Annotated in this window: 20 protein-coding genes; 11 read left to right on the plus strand and 9 right to left on the minus strand. The window is 56.5% G+C overall.

All coding sequences use genetic code 11. From position 1 onward, the window contains the following. Nucleotides 1-44: 44 nt before the first annotated feature. Both qcrC and ctaE read right to left on the minus strand, forming a co-directional pair. Nucleotides 45-839, minus strand: coding sequence for a cytochrome bc1 complex diheme cytochrome c subunit (gene qcrC / locus AC1Z36_RS11790; RefSeq protein WP_105658352.1), 795 nt, complete (start codon nt 837-839; stop codon nt 45-47). A gap of 76 nt (nt 840-915) precedes the next feature. After that, nucleotides 916-1,554, minus strand: coding sequence for an aa3-type cytochrome oxidase subunit III (gene ctaE, locus AC1Z36_RS11795; protein WP_105658353.1), 639 nt, complete (start codon nt 1,552-1,554; stop codon nt 916-918). Between the two features lie 286 nt (nt 1,555-1,840). On the opposite strand from ctaE, the gene trpD reads away from it, so the two are divergent. Further along, complete coding sequence (gene trpD, locus AC1Z36_RS11800; RefSeq protein ID WP_105661275.1) at nt 1,841-2,908, plus strand: anthranilate phosphoribosyltransferase; 1,068 nt, start codon at nt 1,841-1,843, stop codon at nt 2,906-2,908. Nucleotides 2,909-2,993: 85 nt separating this feature from the next. On the opposite strand, the gene AC1Z36_RS11805 is transcribed toward trpD, so the two are convergent. Then, nucleotides 2,994-3,275: an Lrp/AsnC family transcriptional regulator gene (locus tag AC1Z36_RS11805; protein ID WP_105658354.1), complete on the minus strand. Its 282-nt coding sequence runs from the start codon at nt 3,273-3,275 to the stop codon at nt 2,994-2,996. 164 nt (nt 3,276-3,439) lie between these two features. On the opposite strand from AC1Z36_RS11805, the gene AC1Z36_RS11810 reads away from it, so the two are divergent. Together AC1Z36_RS11810 and AC1Z36_RS11815 are read left to right on the plus strand one after the other, a co-directional pair. Then, nucleotides 3,440-4,036: a sigma factor-like helix-turn-helix DNA-binding protein gene (locus AC1Z36_RS11810; RefSeq protein WP_105661274.1), complete on the plus strand. Its 597-nt coding sequence runs from the start codon at nt 3,440-3,442 to the stop codon at nt 4,034-4,036. Next, complete coding sequence (locus tag AC1Z36_RS11815; RefSeq protein ID WP_402696173.1) at nt 4,037-4,579, plus strand: hypothetical protein; 543 nt, start codon at nt 4,037-4,039, stop codon at nt 4,577-4,579. It begins immediately after the preceding gene. Here the strand turns inward: AC1Z36_RS11815 and AC1Z36_RS11820 are convergent. Beyond that, nucleotides 4,568-4,942, minus strand: a complete 375-nt coding sequence (locus tag AC1Z36_RS11820; RefSeq protein ID WP_105658356.1) for a DUF3054 domain-containing protein — start codon at nt 4,940-4,942, stop codon at nt 4,568-4,570. The genes AC1Z36_RS11815 and AC1Z36_RS11820 overlap by 12 nt on opposite strands. A gap of 148 nt (nt 4,943-5,090) precedes the next feature. Between AC1Z36_RS11820 and AC1Z36_RS11825 the strand changes: the two genes are divergently transcribed. Then, complete coding sequence (locus AC1Z36_RS11825; RefSeq protein WP_105661273.1) at nt 5,091-6,059, plus strand: arsenic resistance protein; 969 nt, start codon at nt 5,091-5,093, stop codon at nt 6,057-6,059. Between the two features lie 149 nt (nt 6,060-6,208). Here the strand turns inward: AC1Z36_RS11825 and AC1Z36_RS11830 are convergent, their stop codons facing one another. Further along, on the minus strand, nt 6,209-6,670 hold the full coding sequence (locus AC1Z36_RS11830) for a DUF3817 domain-containing protein (RefSeq protein ID WP_105661272.1): 462 nt from the start codon (nt 6,668-6,670) through the stop codon (nt 6,209-6,211). A gap of 226 nt (nt 6,671-6,896) precedes the next feature. Here AC1Z36_RS11830 and AC1Z36_RS11835 point away from each other — a divergent pair, with 226 nt between their 5' ends. Next, nucleotides 6,897-7,454, plus strand: coding sequence for an HAD-IA family hydrolase (locus tag AC1Z36_RS11835; RefSeq protein WP_483561273.1), 558 nt, complete (start codon nt 6,897-6,899; stop codon nt 7,452-7,454). Between the two features lie 87 nt (nt 7,455-7,541). On the opposite strand, the gene AC1Z36_RS11840 is transcribed toward AC1Z36_RS11835, so the two are convergent. Together AC1Z36_RS11840 and AC1Z36_RS11845 are read right to left on the minus strand one after the other, a co-directional pair. Further along, entirely contained in the window at nt 7,542-8,009 is a 468-nt protein-coding gene (locus tag AC1Z36_RS11840) for an SRPBCC domain-containing protein (protein ID WP_105661270.1), read from the minus strand. A 172-nt stretch (nt 8,010-8,181) separates the two neighbouring features. Then, nucleotides 8,182-8,544 (minus strand): ArsR/SmtB family transcription factor, encoded by a 363-nt coding sequence (locus AC1Z36_RS11845; RefSeq protein WP_105659237.1) that lies wholly within the window; start codon nt 8,542-8,544, stop codon nt 8,182-8,184. Between the two features lie 318 nt (nt 8,545-8,862). On the opposite strand from AC1Z36_RS11845, the gene zapE reads away from it, so the two are divergent. The 6 genes from zapE to AC1Z36_RS11875 all read left to right on the plus strand — a co-directional run bounded on the left by zapE (nt 8,863) and on the right by AC1Z36_RS11875 (nt 13,511). Further along, nucleotides 8,863-9,915 carry an AFG1/ZapE family ATPase gene (gene zapE, locus AC1Z36_RS11850; protein ID WP_181148991.1) on the plus strand — a complete coding sequence of 351 codons (1,053 nt, stop codon included), beginning with the start codon at nt 8,863-8,865 and terminating at the stop codon, nt 9,913-9,915. After that, nucleotides 9,912-10,553: a peptide deformylase gene (gene def, locus AC1Z36_RS11855; protein WP_105657851.1), complete on the plus strand. Its 642-nt coding sequence runs from the start codon at nt 9,912-9,914 to the stop codon at nt 10,551-10,553. Before zapE ends, def begins: the two co-directional genes overlap by 4 nt. Further along, nucleotides 10,553-11,404, plus strand: a complete 852-nt coding sequence (locus tag AC1Z36_RS11860) for a putative RNA methyltransferase (RefSeq protein ID WP_483561274.1) — start codon at nt 10,553-10,555, stop codon at nt 11,402-11,404. Before def ends, AC1Z36_RS11860 begins: the two co-directional genes overlap by 1 nt. Before the next feature lie 104 nt (nt 11,405-11,508). Then, nucleotides 11,509-11,985: an NfeD family protein gene (locus AC1Z36_RS11865; RefSeq protein ID WP_105657869.1), complete on the plus strand. Its 477-nt coding sequence runs from the start codon at nt 11,509-11,511 to the stop codon at nt 11,983-11,985. Between the two features lie 55 nt (nt 11,986-12,040). Further along, a complete protein-coding gene (locus tag AC1Z36_RS11870) occupies nt 12,041-12,979 on the plus strand; it encodes an SPFH domain-containing protein (RefSeq protein WP_105657849.1) in 939 nt (312 codons plus the stop codon). A gap of 184 nt (nt 12,980-13,163) precedes the next feature. Continuing rightward, entirely contained in the window at nt 13,164-13,511 is a 348-nt protein-coding gene (locus tag AC1Z36_RS11875) for an RNA polymerase-binding protein RbpA (protein WP_105657848.1), read from the plus strand. Nucleotides 13,512-13,869: 358 nt separating this feature from the next. Here AC1Z36_RS11875 and AC1Z36_RS11880 read toward each other — a convergent pair whose 3' ends face one another. Both AC1Z36_RS11880 and AC1Z36_RS11885 read right to left on the minus strand, forming a co-directional pair. Further along, the gene (locus AC1Z36_RS11880) at nt 13,870-14,598 is read right to left on the minus strand and encodes a polyprenol monophosphomannose synthase (RefSeq protein WP_105657847.1); all 729 of its coding nucleotides are present in this window, start codon (nt 14,596-14,598) and stop codon (nt 13,870-13,872) included. Between the two features lie 411 nt (nt 14,599-15,009). After that, entirely contained in the window at nt 15,010-16,614 is a 1,605-nt protein-coding gene (locus tag AC1Z36_RS11885; RefSeq protein WP_483561275.1) for an amidohydrolase, read from the minus strand. Nucleotides 16,615-16,656: the final 42 nt, after the last annotated feature.

Genomic DNA, 16,656 nt, shown 5'->3' on the forward strand with positions numbered 1-16,656 from the left:
TTTATGTACGTAGTGATGGTTACGGCCGAGGCCGCGTGTTTGCCTTAGGAAGGACGCGAGGTCAACCAAATGGTGAAGGCAATGATGATACCCAGACCTGCGGTCCAGGTGAACAGGCCTTCAGCAACTGGACCCAGGGAGCCCAGGGCTGCACCGCCAGCGGAACCATTTGCTTCAATGGTCTTCAGGAAGGTGATAACGTCACGCTTCTCTTCTGGGGTGATGTTCGAGTCGTTGAACACTGGCATGTTCTGTGGGCCGGTAGCCATCGCTTCGTAGATGTGCTTCTCGGATACACCGGTCAGGGTTGGTGCGAACTTGCCGCGGGTCAACGCGCCACCGGCAGCAGCCGCGTTGTGGCACATTGCGCAGTTCACACGGAAGACGGTGCCACCGTGGGCGGCGTCGCCCTGGGTGGTATCCAAGTATTCCTCATCAGGGATCGCTGGGCCTGCACCCAGGCTTGCAACATACGCTGCCAGCTGGGAGATCTGCTCGTCGTCGAACTGTACTGGCTTGACCTGGGCCTGCGGGCCCTGCATCTGCATCGGCATACGGCCGGTGCCGACCTGGAAGTCAACAGAAGCCGCGCCAACGCCGATCAGCGATGGACCGGAGTCAGAGCCTTCGGCATTCATGCCGTGGCAAGTAGCGCAGTTGGCGACGAAAAGCTTCTGACCTTCTTCTACATCGGCCTGCGATGCAGAAGTGGTCTCAGCTGCCTTCGCTTCGCTGATGTTACCGGCTGCAGTGTAAAGACTGCCGGTAATCAGCAATCCGAACAGAAGCAGGGCCACAGCGGCGAGCGGGTGGCGGCGCTTTTTCGAAAGAGCCTTCACTTGCTGGTTCCTCACTTAGTTTCTTTGGTGTGGTGTTGCCGTACTTCTTGTTGAGGCAACTAATGAATTTAAGTTGCTACTTCAAGAAGTAGATGATCGCGAACAGGGCGATCCAAACAACGTCAACGAAGTGCCAGTAGTAGGACACGACGATGGAGCCGGTTGCTTCGAAGTGACCAAACTTCTTAGCCAGCATCGCACGACCAATGATCAGCAAGAATGCAATCAGACCACCAGCGACGTGAATGCCGTGGAAGCCGGTCGTAATGTAGAAGGCCGAAGCGTAGGAGTTCGAGTCGAATGCCACGCCCTCGCTAACGAGGACAGCGTATTCGTAGGCCTGAACCGAAACGAAGATCGCGCCAAGGATGAAGGTAAGAATGAACCATTCAATCATTCCCCATTCCTTGAAGTTGAAAAGCCCACCGGAACGGCGAGGCTTGAATTCTTCGGCACGGAACACGCCTAGCTGGCACGAGAACGAGCTGGACACCAGGATGATGGTGTTAACCAGCGCGAACGGCACGTTGAGCTTGGCAGTTTCAGTCGCCCATAGTTCGGGCGCGGCAGCCCGGAGGCTGAAGTACATGGCGAAGAGGGCGGCGAAGAACATGAGCTCGCTGGAGAGCCACACCATCGTTCCCACCGACACCATGTTTGGGCGGTTCGGCGCATGTGGCGCCGTCGTATTTGGGGCATGAGTCGCAGTTGTCACACTGACATTATGTCTCTAAATGCCCCTCAGATACCAATGCAAAAGCGGGTTGGCAGAGGTTTGTTGCGCCACATCTTGGCAACATCCGCGGAAACATGCGGAAGTACAGAGAAAACTCTTTCTACAATTCGTAGAGCTTCGTCCGGCGAGTCTCACGAAACAATCATTTATGCAACGAAAGTGTTTCGTATTTAACCCCAGAAACTAGGCATTTTTAGCGACCTGAGCCACATCATCTAACGACATGAATTGGGTAGCGCCCCGGTGTCTGGATAGGCTTTCCCATGTGTCAACGAGCCTTGTAAACGAAAAGTTCCCGACGTGGCCAGATCTATTGGCCACCCTGATCAACGGTGGCGATCTCAGCCGCGAACAGGCCGCTTGGGCAATGAATGAGATCATGTCCGGCGAGGCGAGCGACGTTCAGATTGCCGGGTTCCTGGTTGCACTGCGATCCAAGGGTGAGACCGTGGCCGAATTGACCGGCTTGGTGGACTCCATGGTCGCCAATGCGCGCCCTTTGACCATCGATGCACAAACTTTGGACATTGTTGGGACCGGTGGCGATCGCCAGAACACGGTCAACATCTCAACGATGGCCACACTGGTGTGCGCTGGCGCCGGCGTGAGCATAGTTAAACACGGCAACCGCGCATCCTCTTCGTCCTCGGGTTCCGCCGACGTGCTTGAAGCATTGGGCGTCCGCCTGGAGGTACCAATCGAGCGCCTTGTAGAGGTGTACGACAAGGTTGGGATTGCGTTCTGCTTCGCCAACGTCTTCCATCCCTCGATGCGCCACGTTGCCGGAGCACGCCGTCAATTGCGCATACCAACCGCTTTCAACTTCATGGGCCCCTTGACCAATCCCGCATTGCCCAGCGCATCCGCCATCGGCTGCTCCGACATGGTCATGGCACCAATCATGGCGGGCGTTCTTGCAAGCCGTGGCGTGCGTGGCCTGGTCTTCCGCGGGGATGACGGACTGGATGAACTAACCACCACTGCAGCTAACCGCGTCTGGGAAGTGCGCAACGGCACGGTCACCGAGTTCACGTTCGATGCCCAGGACGTGGGATTTGCCCGTGCGACGCTTAATGATCTGCGCGGTGGAGATGCACTACATAACGCAGGGGTTGTACGAGATGTCATCTCCGGGACTCCCGGACCCGTTCGAGATGCGGTCCTCCTGAACGCGGCTGCCGGAATGGTGGCTTACAGCGATACTGCTGAAGGCAGTTTCGAAGATCGCATGCGGGCGGCGATTGGGAAAGCGGCGCATTCCATCGATTCCGGTGCGGCGGAGGCGACCTTGGAAGCCTGGTCCTCAACGACCCAGGCGATCGTAGGCGCGTAGCACCGTCAGATGCCAACAAAGCCGGTCTTTGGTTCGCGATTTTACAATCGCTGAACCGAAGGCCGGCTTTGTTCTTGAAAAGTCCTTAGTCGCCTAGGCCAAGGGAAAAGGCTGCTTCAAGATCATGTTCCGAATATGCGCGGAATGCAATGTGGGTCTGGGTGCCGCGGATGCCTGGAATCTTGGAAAGCTTATTGGCAATGACTTCGGCGAGGTCCTCGTGCTTGTTGACTCGTGCAATTGCAATCAAGTCCCAGTCGCCTGCTACGGAATAGACTTCGCTGATGCCCGAGATTGCGGAGATCTGCTTAGCGCATTCAGGGATACTGTCCGTTGCAGTCTGGATCATGACGAATGCGGTGACCATCACTGTGCCTTTCGGTTCTAACTTGTCGCCTGCCAGGAGGCGACTGATCTGGAATTAACTCTAGTCGAAAAGCAGCGAATGAGAGGCATGGGCGCATCGCCCCGCTTCGCATAGTACAATGATTTTAATTTGTAGATTCGGATACAAAGTTTTACAATTGTTCCATGATTGTGTTGACCATTGACCAGCGGCGTTCACGTTCCACCGAAGACAAGGTGGAGGCTCTAGTCAAGCAAGCTAATGCTACCGTTCCAGTGGTTCGCCCCTTCCAGCGAACCGCCGGCGATGAAGTCCAAGCTGTCTTGGATAACGCCAACGAAGCAATTCGCTTGGCAGTGATGATGGCAGCTTCAGGGGACTGGAGTGTCGGCATTGGCTTCGGGCAAGTTGAAACGCCACTGCCCGAAGAAACCCGTGCCGGACGGGGGCCTGCCTTTGAATATGCTCGTGTCGCAGTTGAGCGGGCAAAGAACACCAATGCGCATCTAGCTGTTCATGGACCGTCGCATGAAGCCACCCGCCTGGAAGCCGAGCTCCAGCTGACTGCCTGCATAGTTTCAAAGCGACGGGCCACGGCATGGGAAGCTGGCACTCTGGCCGATGAAGGCCTGACCCAGCAGCAGATTGCCCAAGAATTAGGAATCACCCAGCAGGCTGTCTCTTCTCGTCTGTCGGCCGCGCTATGGTTTGAGGCGAACCGAATGATGGATGAAGCTGCCAAATCGCTGAACCGACAGCTGAAGATGCTAAAGGAGCAGTAAATGCTTTGGATCGCTTGGGGGAGTCTGAGCCTGGCGGCGTTTGTCTCTTGCATAGCTGCCTACCTTGGCTATGCCATGGGCAAACGAGCTCGTGTCCGCGACTGGCTAGTTGTGGGCTCTGCCCTGTTCGCCATTCTCTCGGCCCTGCTGGCAGTTGCTTCTCAAACTTCGTTAGAGCAGAACGGGCTTTCGCCGGTGTACGCGATCGTCCTGAGTTCCATCTTTGCCATTAGTTTCGGCGGTCCGTTTACGGAACTTGTTTTCCGGCTTGCTGCGAAGAATGATCTCGAGCTCCAAAAGGAGGAGTCCGACCCTTCACCGCTTCGAGGCGGGCTGTGGATCGGACTCCTGGAGCGCACGGCCATCGTTGGAAGCCTCTGGGCCGGTTGGCCAGAAGGCATTGCCGTCGTCTTGGCGGTCAAGGGTCTTGGCCGGTTCTCTGAACTGAAAAACCATCGCGCCGCCGAACAGTTTATTCTGGGGACTTTCGCCAGCGGTCTCGTCGCTGCCGGTTCCTACGGGTGCGGCCTGCTATTTACCTAGCCGCTTAGCCACCATCGAGGTAACCAGCCGACGCCCCATCAAGAATGCGCCCAGAACCAGTGTCGCGACGATGATGAAGGGGAGTGCCGCAGTGGAATCCATGCCAACGCGAAGCGCAAGGCCCGCTGCTACGGTCACCACCCAGACCAGTACGCCAACAGGGAAGAGCTTGTTGATCGTGGTCCAAGGCTTGGACAGCAAGGTCACGACGACGTAGGCAACCAAGAACGGCAGGGCGGTCATCAGGATGCCGCCAATGCTCAAGGCATGCTCGTGTTCACGTCGACCGAGCAGGGCGAATAGAACAATGAGAACAACGTCGACAGCCATCCACAGCGGCCACTTACGAATAGAATCCTTCATGTACTCATCATAGGTTTACCCCGGTGTCCGTGAGTAATTCGGCGTTGGCTGGATCGTTGTCAGTTCAGACACAGAAGGTCGCCGTCGAGGCTCGCCCGAATGAGCTCACGGCCATGGTGGCCGCAGCTATTGTTCTAGCATTAGTCCTATGAAGATCTGGCCTGGCAATGCATGGATGCAAACGCACCAGATCGCCCTCTATTTATCCGCGATCACTGCCGGTTGCGTTCTCGGCCTGGCCTTGCCTGCCGCAAGCAAGGGTCTCGAGAACTCGGTTAACCCGTTCCTTGGATTGCTGCTCTACGCTACTTTCCTGGGCATGCCGCTGACCCGTTTTCCGGAGGCCTTCCGGGACACTCGCTTCATGGGTGCACTGTGCGCGGTCAACTTTGCCGTGGTGCCGCTCGTGGCCTTCGGGCTATCGCGAATAGTGGCGGGGGACCAGGCACTGCTCTTCGGCGTGCTGCTGGTCTTGCTAGCGCCCTGCATCGACTACGTTATCGTCTTTACCGGCTTAGCCGGGGGAGACAGCCAACGGTTGCTGGCGGCCACACCGCTCTTGTTGATCTTGCAGATGCTGCTCGTGCCGGCATACCTCTATATATTTGCTGGACCCTCGGCGATCGACGTGATCGTGCCAGCTCCTTTCCTGGGGGCACTGCTGGGACTGATCGTGCTCCCACTGCTGGCAGCAGCACTCACCCAGGCACTCGCCAAACGATTTACCTGGGCAGAGCCCATCGGGGATTGGGCCGACTATCTAATGGTTCCGTTGATGATGGGAACGCTATTTAGCGTGGTGGGCTCGCAGATCTTCACGGTGAGCGCAAGCCTGGGTCAATTAGGGCTGGCCATTATGGTTTTCGCCCTGTTTATCTGCATCATGAATGTCCTTGGATACTCCGCGGGGAAACTCTTCAAGCTGCCCACCGCCTCGCGGCGGGCAGTTACTTTCAGCGGCGTCACACGCAATTCTCTGGTGGTGCTTCCCCTGGCCCTGGCTTTGCCCGCGGAGCTGGAATTAGCTTCTGCCGTGGTCGTTAGCCAGACCTTGGTAGAGCTAATTGGAATGTTGGTGATGGTTCACTACGCACCGAAGCAACGCACCACCAAGTAGTTCGAGCCTTACCCTGCTATGTCCGGATTAAACAGAATTTGCCTGGCCAAGAACACATGGAAGTGACCGGGCCAGGCAAATTGGATTGAGGAGTCAGTGCATTCAGTGATGCCCAGGCGAAAGCAGCCTGCTCCTCATAGAATCCATGATTAGTGCTCGCCACCTGGAGGGCCAATGAAAAGCATGGCCGAGAAGATACCGGCAATAACGACGAATAGCAGGACCGTGGTCAGCGCCGGGCGGGCAACAAGCCAACGCATCGTCGCGTCGGTCCACTTGCGATCATCTGGATGATCGGTTGCTTCGGTACGCCAGGTACCTTCCAGCTTTCCCTTGCGTTCCAGCCACTTGTCGTAAGGAATGGTCAGATATGGGACGACGGCGGTCGCGGCAGCTCCAATGATCAGCGACTTCCTCCAGCGCTGATTCATGCCAATGAGCACAGCCATCGTTGCATAAGTCAGGAAGACAAAGCCGTGGATGAAGCCGGCAATGGATACAGGCCAATCACCAACCTTGACGACGTACTTCAAAATCAATGCGATGATCAGCATCGTCCATGTGACAGCTTCAGCGCGGGCAACTAGACGGTACAGGGCGCTTGGAGACATAGGGTGTTTTCTGTCCTTGAAGGTAGATAGGGGAGTAGTCCGGGAACTCGGTCAAGTACTAGCCTATCTGGCTCCCGGGATACCGCCGACATCCTGCCCTGGAACATGGAGTTCCCGGTTGACGCAGCACCTGCTAGATTTCTAGGCAGGCCCTCGCTGCAGGAAAGGCACCGCATGCACTTGGCCCCAGATGCCCCAATGCGCCTGCATCTGGCAGGATTGCCCCATGATCCACGCAGTAGTTTTCGATTTGGACGGAGTGATCCGCAACTTTCCCGAGGCCGCCACTGCTGACGTTGAAATGGAATATGGGTTGCCATCGGGCACTTTGAACGCGGCGGCTTTCGACCCTGCTCGCCTGGAAGGACTCACTACAGGTAAAATATCTCGTTTGACATGGATCAAGGAGATTGGGAAGAGCATTGGATCCACGGAAGCCGCCAACGCATGGGGTCGCATAGAGCCCGTTGTAGATCGCGATGTGCTGCAGCTACTCGACGATCTACAACGTGCAGGTATCACCACCGCCATTCTCACGAACGGCAGCGACACCATTGACATCGAACTTAAGCGGCAAGGAATCGCCACCCACGTCGCCCGAGTATTCAATTCAGCAAAAATCGGTTATCCGAAGCCAGACCGACGAGCATTTCTGCACGTAATCAATGCTCTGCACCTGTGTGCAAACCAGATCCTCTTTACCGACGATTCCGCCGGGAAACTTGTCGGGGCGACCGATCTCGGGATCCACACACACATCACTTTGCTTCCGCTGCGGATTTGAGGTCGGCATTGACCCGGCGCGGTGTACTCTAGCCGGATCGATCATCGTTTGGAATAACATCGAGGGGAGTGGCAAGAGGAAAGCGCCCTAGTTCTCGAATACCTCCTGATAAACGTCCCAGAATTGATCCATCGAGCGCGGAGCCCCAAGCAGGACGGCCTCCAGATACATGAGATGCGTTTCCCATCCCGCCAAGTAATTCGAGACGCCAACGCTGAGTTTGGAGTGGCTCAGCGCAAGTTCAGCTCCGAAGAGGCTCGACTGCAGAGTCAAACTAACCTCCGACACAGATTCTTCCGGAAACTTCCAGGACATCACGAGGGCGGATGCTGGCTCGACCTGTTCAATCCGGCTTTCGCAGATGTAGTTTTCCGCATGCTCGATCTGCACAGTAGAACCCACGCCAAGGCTTCCAGCGACGTGAGTTCCCAGCCAGAGTGGCAATGCCTGACGATCAATCATTGCGTGCCAAAGCCTGTCGGTCGATACGCCGAAGGACCACCTGAGATCCACAGATCCCGCCGAAGCGTCCGCGAACTTTCGAATGATGGGCATGAAAGGAGCCTGCTTCGATAGACGGGGCAGCCAGCACAAATGGCTGCAGTGAGACCCTGCGTGGGGAGTCGTGGATTTCCATTACTTTACATAATGTAGATTATCGGCTTATTCGCAATGTCGCTGGAAGTAGCCTTATTCGTCCATTTACGCCTCGGATTTCGAAGGCCGCTTACTGCTCAGCTTGTTGACGCTGATCCTGCAAATCCAGCCGGTGCCTCGCGAAGTCCAGGGTCTGCCGAATGAACTCGCGCGATCGCTCATCATGCATCGAGTAGATGACATGGCGGCCGGACTTCCTCGTTTGCAATACACCGGCTGCTCGCAGCTTGGATAGCAATTGGCCGGCAACCGTTGGACTAACGCCGATCAACTGAGCCAAATCGGACAGGGAAAGATCGTCCATGGACAGCGCCCAGAGCATCTGGAGCCTTGCCGGATCCGACAAGGTTTTGAGTACCGTTGCCGACATGTCCAAAAGATCGCTGGAGACGATCTCGTCTTCAGCCGTTGGGACAATGAATTCGCTGGTCATCTCACGCGCTCCCTCTCCGCATTTCGCCCGCCCTGCTTCGATTCAACTGCTTCAACCCAGCTCTGTGGGTGTGTCCATTATGGCCACGGATCAAGATAAAGCGATAGGTATGCTCAAAATTCACAAGACTAAACAGGCTCGTAGCCATCTTTGGGAGCACTCCCCTATTTAAATCATCCGTTTCGAAATAAATCGAAGGCTTCTTGACTAGGCACTTTAACGTCGCCTCGGCACCGCAAGGCATCCCTGCAAGCTGGAATGGTGGCGATTGCATCACAGAAGATTGGCCGCGTCTGCGCTCAGTGGCAAAATTTAGATATGGCTAATCCGTTGCTACGCATTCCCCACGGGAATAAGTACGCTCTTCAGATCCGCGAAGCTCTCAAGCTGCAAGGTATCGAAGTTGACCCGGTTCAGAGTGATCTGATCGACCTTCTAGGACGTACTTTGCGTACGACGATGACGGCAAAGCACCCTGGCGTCTACATTTATGGCCCTCCTGGTCGAGGCAAAACCCTCATCATCAATACCTTGGTCTCGGTGCTGCCTGAAACCACGACAGCGCGCTTCCATTTCCACGAGTTCTTCCAGCGCGTAAATTCCCCGGTCAACCGTGTCCCGGGCCAGCCGCTGGGCGCGATTTTCTCGCAAGGGCTTGAGCGCGAGCTCGCTGGACTGCAGTTGCTGGTCTTCGATGAGTTCCATTGCACCGAACCTGGCGACGCGATGTTCATGGCCAAGCTCATTCGGCATTGCACGGAACACGAGATCCAGCTGGTCACTACGTCGAACTACGGGCCGGAGAAGCTGCTTGACGATGACACTTTCCATCACCTGGTTCAGCCAATTATTGACCGGATCCAACGGGACTTCACTGTATTCTCACTGGATCATTCGGTGGACTACCGACAGCTCGCCGCCGATCCCGAGCAGGTCTTGGACGGGTATCGGAGAGGCACGCTAAATCTCTTCGAAGCACCAGGAGAACTGCCGGTCCACGATACGATGATCCAGATCGGCTACGACGAAATCGGGCCAGTCCACGTGAATGCGGATGAGATCTGGATCAGCTTCGATCAGATCTGCCGAACTCGCCGCAACACTGCCGACTATCTGGATTTGGCAAGCCGGTATTCGCGCTGGCATGTAACCTGCATCCCAGCTAGTGCCACCATGCCAATGGATGAGGAACGCCGACTGGCGAATCTTATCGATATCTTCTACGACAAGAACGTGGAAGTCCATCTGTACGCCGCAGACAATCTGGGCAATCTTGGACACATGCTGCATGACACTGAAAAGGCCCGACTCACCTCGCGCCTGGCTCAACTTCAGCTCAACGAATACGAACGGACTAGCGCTTGCCGATGAACACCGAGTACACCGCACAGGACATCGAGAATATCGTTCGAGAAGTCCTGGAGACTGCAGATGAGAACCTCATACTGCCTATTGTCCAGCTGGGACATCCCGTTCTCCGCCAGCAGGCGGTGGCCTACGAGCAGCAGCTTCCGCAGGAACTGCTCGAAGAACTCCTTGAAGCAATGCGCCAGACCATGTACGACGCCCCTGGCGTAGGACTCGCCGCTCCTCAGGTGGGTATCCCCCTGCAGATTGCCGTGCTCGAAGATCTCTATCCCATTCCGGAGGAAGCTGCCTCGCACAGAGAGCGTGAGCCGCTGGAGTACTTCGAGATCTTCAACCCCGTATATACGGCATCAACAGAGCGCGCGGCAGTCTTCTACGAAGGTTGCCTGTCTTTCGAAGGATTCCAAGGCGTAGTGAGCCGGGCCGCCGATATCACCGCCACTTATAAAGATCGGGACGGCCAGGAAATAACTCGAAGCTTCTCCGGTTGGCAGGCCCGCATTGTCCAGCACGAAACTGATCATCTGTCGGGCACTGTCTATATCGACAAAGCACTTACCCGCTCCTTGATTAACGAATCCGAACTGTGGCGCCATGAAAGCATGGACGTTGCAACGGCACAAGAGGTTCTGAAATTCTAATGTTCTCCGGCACCACGAACGTTACTTGCCCGGTCTGCGAGCAACCCCTTGGCTTCGAGGAATCTCGGGATAGAACCCTGAGTTGCGAAGCCGGGCATCGTTTTGATGCTGCCAAACAGGGTTACTTCAACTTCCTTACTGGCAAAGGAACGAACCTCCTCGAAGACACCTCGGCCATGGTCCAAGCCCGCGATGCTTTCCAGTCAAAGGGACATTATGAGCCTCTGGCGCGCGCGCTGTCCGAGCTGATCAATGATCATCACGACGGACATTCGCTTGACGTGCTGGATGCGGGCGCAGGTACCGGCTACTACCTGGGGAAGATTCTAGAGAACTCTCCTGCTGCTGAACTTGATGCTTTGGCTCTGGACATCTCCCGCTTTGCCATGCGTCGTGCCGCGAAGGTTCCAAGCACGCTCGCTGTGGTCTGGGATGTCTGGCGCAAATTGCCTACTGCCGACCGATCACGCGATGTGGTGATCAACTGCTTCGCACCGCATAACCCGGCAGAGTTCCAACGTGTACTGCGTACTGGTGGATTATGCATTGTCGTGACCGGCGAACCAGATCATCTCAACGAAGTCGTCGACCCGCTGGGCATGCTCACCGTAGGACAGGGCAAGCAAGCCGCCTTGGTGGAAAAATTTGCGGCTGAAGGCCTTAATCATCGCGGATCCAAGAATCTGACATATCGGATGAACCTGAATGCGGACGATCTCTATAACCTTGCATTCATGGGTCCGTCCGGGCACCACCTCTCCCCTGAAATTCTTCATCAGCAGACGCTGGCGTTGGGTTCCCAGCCTGTAACAGCTTCCTTTGGAGTACACGCATTCGTCACGCAGGGCTAGAAGATACCCCAAAATGACTACACCTTTTATCTGCCTTCTACGGCAGAATGTAGGAAAGACCAGTTACGACTGGTCAATGTCCTAACAGAATTTAGGTGAATGCCATGACAACAGCCGAATGGATCATCAGCAACGCTTGGGTGATCTGGCTGGCACTGTTCTTGCTGCTGGCGATCATCGAGATGCTTTCTCTTGATCTCTACTTCATCATGCTCGGCGTAGGTGCCCTTGGTGGTGTAGCGGTCGCACTGCTCAGTGGACCCATGTGGTTGCAGGTCCTTGTATTCTGCGTCATTTCATTGTTGATGATCTTCCTGGTTCGACCTATTGCCGTCAAACATTTACGGAAATCACCCGAGGGCTTCCGCACCAATATCGAGCGATTAATCGGTGCGGATGCACTTATTCTCGAGCCGACCTCGCGCATGTCGGGTTCGGCCAAGATCCGTGGAGAGATCTGGACCGCCCGTGCTGAATCCAGCGTTCCGACCATGAATCCCGGCACCTATGCCGTGGTTTCACGTATCGACGGGGCAACTGCATACCTCACCGCGAAGTCCCCTGACCCTGCTAACGGCTAGCTAGCCTGACGCCCCCAAATTCATCACTACTGCACAAGGAAAGAGAGTACGAACCATGAATTCAGATGGCTTTGGCTTGACTATTGTGCTTGTCGTTCTGGCAATCTTCGTGATTGTCGTCCTACTGCGCAGCGTGCGCATCGTGCCGCAGGCACGTGCTGGCATCGTTGAGCGCCTCGGCAAGTACAACCGAACCCTAAATCCCGGTCTGACAATCCTGATCCCCTTTGTGGATCGCTTGCTGCCGCTGCTGGACCTGCGTGAACAAGTTGTTTCCTTCCCGCCGCAGCCAGTTATTACCGAGGACAACTTGGTAGTTTCGATTGATACCGTGGTCTACTTCCAGATCACCGAGCCGCGTGCCGCGACGTATGAAATCGCTAACTACATCCAGGCCGTAGAACAGCTGACCACCACTACGCTTCGTAATGTCGTCGGTGGCCTGAATCTGGAAGAGGCCCTGACTAGCCGCGACCAGATCAACGGCCAGCTGCGTGGTGTCCTTGACGAGGCAACCGGCAAGTGGGGCATCCGTGTTTCCCGTGTCGAGCTGAAGGCTATCGATCCACCGCTGTCCATCCAGGACTCGATGGAGAAGCAGATGCGCGCCGAGCGTGACCGCCGTGCTGCCATCCTGACCGCTGAGGGCACCAAGCAGTCCTCCATCCTTACTGCCGAAGGCGCACGCCAGGCTTCCATCCTCGAAGCCGAGGGCGATGCACAGGCCGCAATCTTGCGCGCTGACGGCGAGTCCCAGGCCATCCAGAAGGTCTTCGATGCAATTCACGCCGGCAAGCCGGACCATGAGTTGCTCGCCTACCAGTACCTGCAGACTCTGCCGAAGCTTGCCGAAGGCACTTCGAATACCCTGTGGGTGATTCCAAGCGAACTGACCGAAGCACTCAAGGGCATCGGCGGAGCGCTGGGCGGCAACGGATCGGGCAGCAAGCCTGCCACTCCGGAATCGCCATCGGCCCCAGGTAGCAACCTGTAGCAACAGCTGGTTTAGAACCGATTAGCCGTCTGCGGCGAGGTGCATACAATGCACCTCGCCGCAGACGCGTATAATGGATGTTTTGGCACCAAGAATTATCTTCACCTCTAGTCGGAGGGAATTATTTCCGAGTGCCAAACGTTGGTACGTGTAGCGAATTCTTCAATCATCGCGGAGGGAAAACATGAGCGATCGCAGCCTACGAGGCATGCGCCTGGGTGCACAGAGCATGGAATCTGAGGCAGGTGTGGAGCCGGCTGCCCGTCAGCGTGTGGAATACCGTACCGAAGAGGGCGAGACCGTCTTCGTCGTCTTTGCTGCCGAAGCTGAAATTCCAGCAACCTGGCACACCAAGACCGGTAAGGAAGCCAAGCTCGTCCACGGCGAAGCCAAGGCCGAAGAACCGGGCAATGAAAAGCCTGTCCGTACCCACTGGGACATGCTTCTTGAGCGCCGTTCCGAAGAAGAACTGGAAAAGACTCTGGCAGACCGCCTCCAGCAGCTGCGCGCTGCTCGCGGGGAAACTGCCTAATCTCCCCCACGCACGGTTCCATGCTGCCTTAGCATGGCCGTAGGGGCTTGGTTGAGGGCTGGGTTTGATGACCAATGGTTATCAAACCCAGCCCTCACTCTTTTGCCTGTCTGCTATGGGGCTCAAAGACCACGCCCAGTATTTTCAACTGCGTCAAAGAGCCTGCATGAAATTGCGCGGCCAGCGCCGCCGGCCTAAGCAGCTTCGTAGAAGCTATCTTCATCCTGCACAGTCCGCCTTTGGGGCGGTGGGCTGGTTTGTATTTCACTGCCTGCCCGAGACCTGATGATGATTCCTGGTTAAACGAACTGGCGTGCAACGATCCATCGTTGCACGCCAGTTCGCTTAACCACGGGTATTACTTCTTGGAAGTCAGCTTCTTCCACCGGGCGCCCAAGCCCCAGCGGGTGACATTCCACATTGCTTCGAACACAATGTTGCCGCTCATCTTCGAGGCGCCCAGTTCGCGCTCTACGAAGGTCACGGGAACTTCAACGATCGTCTTGCGCAGCATGGCCACGCGGAAGGTCATGTCCACCTGGAAGCCGTAGCCGCGCGACTCAACGGCGTCAAAATCGATTGCTTCCAGGGTTTCGCGCTTGAAGGCGCGGTAGCCTGCGGTGATGTCGCGCAGAGGCAAGCCCAGCATGGTGCGCGAGTAGAAGCTGCCGCCGCGCGAGATGATCTTGCGCAGCATTGGCCAGTTCACGACTTCGCCGCCCTTGACCCAACGCGAACCGATTACGAGATCTGCGCCCGCGGCACTGGCTTCCAAAAGGCGTGGAAGCTGCTCTGGCATATGCGAGCCATCGGCATCCATCTCTACCAGTACGTCGTAGTCGCGAGCCAACGCCCATTCGAAACCTGCAATGTAGGCGGCTCCCAGGCCATCCTTGCCGGTACGGTGCAATACGTGGATATTCGAGTCCTCAGCAGCCATCTTGTCTGCAAGTTCTCCGGTGCCGTCAGGCGAGTTATCATCAACGATCAATACATCCGAGTCAGGAACTGCGGTACGCAAGCGTCCTACGGTCAGCGGGAGCGACTCCAGTTCGTTGTAAGTCGGAATGATTGTAATGACGCGCACGCGGCGGCACCTTTCTGGGTATATAACACAAAGCCTCTTGCCTGCTCGGCGTCGACTGCATGGCTTATGCAGGACACCGGGTCGAAAAGAGTTAATCCAAATTCAAAGTATAGTCATCATTTGCCAATCAGCGCGCTGGAGACACCGCATTAACGAACGATCCTCAGTGACTTCGGCCCTATTCTCCACGCCGAAAGGCACAGAGAATGTTATCTAAGGTCACTGAGGATCGTTGTTTAAATTGCGTAGTTTCCAACGCAATGCATGTGCATCTCGAAGAGGCGCTTAGACCAGCCTAGTGGGTACCCCACCTAGGCTGTCAACCATCAAATGACTTCACTCTTTACCTAGACACCACTAGTCAGGGCAAATTTTGCGAATTCATTCTGCTTATTGAGCATCTGTTTCGCTTTAAGCCGATTCGCTTGGCTCAAGGGTATTGAAAAGCGTGATTCCAGCGCGTACTGTACGCAGGCACTGCGGAATTTCCTCATCAACGACCGGAAGCATCGGAGTTCCAGCTCGTGCATCGGTACTCCAAGAACTGATTCGGACGTCCGGAGTTTGCACAGCAAGTTCAGAGGCAGTCCACACTGCAAAAGTCGCCGGCGCGCCGATCACGAGCTGCCCGGCGAACGGGTTCATCTCGCCCATGGCGCGGTAGGTGGATCGGGTTTGAGCCAAGAAGGCCGCACGAGCCGAAATGCGAGCCTCAGCATTCGTCATGTTCATGCCGGCGCGAACAACCTGCCAGCCATCAACCTCCGTTACCGGAGCATCAGAGCCAAGCACCATTGGCACACCAGCCGAAAGCATAGCGGAGAGGTTGTTCATCGATGCTGCGCGCTCCCCCAGGCGCTGCGCGTACATGCCGTTCGAGCCGCCCCACGCCTGGTCGAAGACCGGCTGCATCGAAACCATGATGGCGTACTGCAGCAAACGGGCCCGCGAGTCTTCATCAACCATCTCGACATGCTCCAGACGGTGCCGGCACATCTGCAGCTTAGCTGCCCCAATCTGCTCAGCAGCCAGGTCAAAACCTGCCAACACCTCGTCCAGGGCGCCGTCTCCGATCACATGGAACGAGGCCTGGATCTCCCGGGAACTGCAAGCGACCAGGTGGGCCGCAATTTCGTCACGCTTCAGATACAGGGTGCCGCGTTCGCCCGGCTGATCGCTGTAGTCTTCGCGCAGGTACGCCGTGTGGCTGCCTAGCGAACCATCCACGCGAAGATCGCCACCCAAGCCCAGCACCTTTCCCGTTGGGAAGGATGCGGCCAGCTCCTGGGCGATGTCTGCATCGCTAACCAGTTCGCCCCAGTAGGCATGGACTTGCGGCAGTTCAGGGTTGTCGATGGCCAGCAACTGCTCCAGCGCCTCTCGGCCCTCAATATGCGGGGCCGCCATCTCCACAACGCTGGCGAAACCACGCGAGGCGTAGTGCTCCAGTGCCAGGCGCTGGTATTCCTGTTCGGCCTTCTGCGTATTGGTGAGTGCTTCACGCACGGCGTCGTGATCCGCACCAGAAATGATGCCAGCGGCGAGGTGGCCCAGGTCCAGCAGATCCAGCAGTTCCCGATTGACCAGGGCACTGTGCACATCGCGACGCGCCAGGTAATAGCCGCGGCCTTCCGCGGCACTGGTCAGGTCGGTTTCCGCGGGCAGCTGCTGGTCAGCCCAGTTCGAGTTGTCCCACCCCTGAGCCAGGACCAGCTTGGTCGACTTCTGCGCCTGCTCGGCGACGAGGGAAAGCAGCGAAGAAGCCGAGGTTGCTGCACCCAAATCGGCTCCCGAAAGGGTGCGGCCCAAGGCGGCAAGGTGCGTGTGGGATTCGACGAACGCCGGGGTAATCAAACCACCATTGAGGTCGACCACTTCGTCGACGGCAGACGCGTGGCGCTCGGCTGCGTCCTCGCCGCCCAACCATGAAATGGTGTCGCCGTCCACCACCATTGCGGTAGCAAATGGATCGGCCGCTGAGTAGATGGACCCGTTTCGGTAGAGTGTTTTTGCCATCAGCGTCTCCCTTTTCTCGTGCACTGGCTAATAAGTTTTTCG

The organism is Glutamicibacter sp. BS14, assembly GCF_056934375.1.

Bases quoted from the DNA above. Each gene is read 5' to 3' on its own strand.
- AC1Z36_RS11805 (WP_105658354.1), bottom strand. From the start codon at position 3,275: ATGGTCACCGCATTCGTCATGATCCAGACTGCAACGGACAGTATCCCT.
- AC1Z36_RS11810 (WP_105661274.1), top strand. From the start codon at position 3,440: ATGATTGTGTTGACCATTGACCAGCGGCGTTCACGTTCCACCGAAGAC.
- AC1Z36_RS11815 (WP_402696173.1), top strand. From the start codon at position 4,037: ATGCTTTGGATCGCTTGGGGGAGTCTGAGCCTGGCGGCGTTTGTCTCT.
- AC1Z36_RS11820 (WP_105658356.1), bottom strand. From the start codon at position 4,942: ATGAAGGATTCTATTCGTAAGTGGCCGCTGTGGATGGCTGTCGACGTT.
- AC1Z36_RS11825 (WP_105661273.1), top strand. From the start codon at position 5,091: ATGAAGATCTGGCCTGGCAATGCATGGATGCAAACGCACCAGATCGCC.
- AC1Z36_RS11830 (WP_105661272.1), bottom strand. From the start codon at position 6,670: ATGTCTCCAAGCGCCCTGTACCGTCTAGTTGCCCGCGCTGAAGCTGTC.
- AC1Z36_RS11835 (WP_483561273.1), top strand. From the start codon at position 6,897: ATGATCCACGCAGTAGTTTTCGATTTGGACGGAGTGATCCGCAACTTT.
- AC1Z36_RS11840 (WP_105661270.1), bottom strand. From the start codon at position 8,009: ATGCCCATCATTCGAAAGTTCGCGGACGCTTCGGCGGGATCTGTGGAT.
- AC1Z36_RS11845 (WP_105659237.1), bottom strand. From the start codon at position 8,544: ATGACCAGCGAATTCATTGTCCCAACGGCTGAAGACGAGATCGTCTCC.
- zapE (WP_181148991.1), top strand. From the start codon at position 8,863: ATGGCTAATCCGTTGCTACGCATTCCCCACGGGAATAAGTACGCTCTT.
- def (WP_105657851.1), top strand. From the start codon at position 9,912: ATGAACACCGAGTACACCGCACAGGACATCGAGAATATCGTTCGAGAA.
- AC1Z36_RS11860 (WP_483561274.1), top strand. From the start codon at position 10,553: ATGTTCTCCGGCACCACGAACGTTACTTGCCCGGTCTGCGAGCAACCC.
- AC1Z36_RS11865 (WP_105657869.1), top strand. From the start codon at position 11,509: ATGACAACAGCCGAATGGATCATCAGCAACGCTTGGGTGATCTGGCTG.
- AC1Z36_RS11870 (WP_105657849.1), top strand. From the start codon at position 12,041: ATGAATTCAGATGGCTTTGGCTTGACTATTGTGCTTGTCGTTCTGGCA.
- AC1Z36_RS11875 (WP_105657848.1), top strand. From the start codon at position 13,164: ATGAGCGATCGCAGCCTACGAGGCATGCGCCTGGGTGCACAGAGCATG.
- AC1Z36_RS11885 (WP_483561275.1), bottom strand. From the start codon at position 16,614: ATGGCAAAAACACTCTACCGAAACGGGTCCATCTACTCAGCGGCCGAT.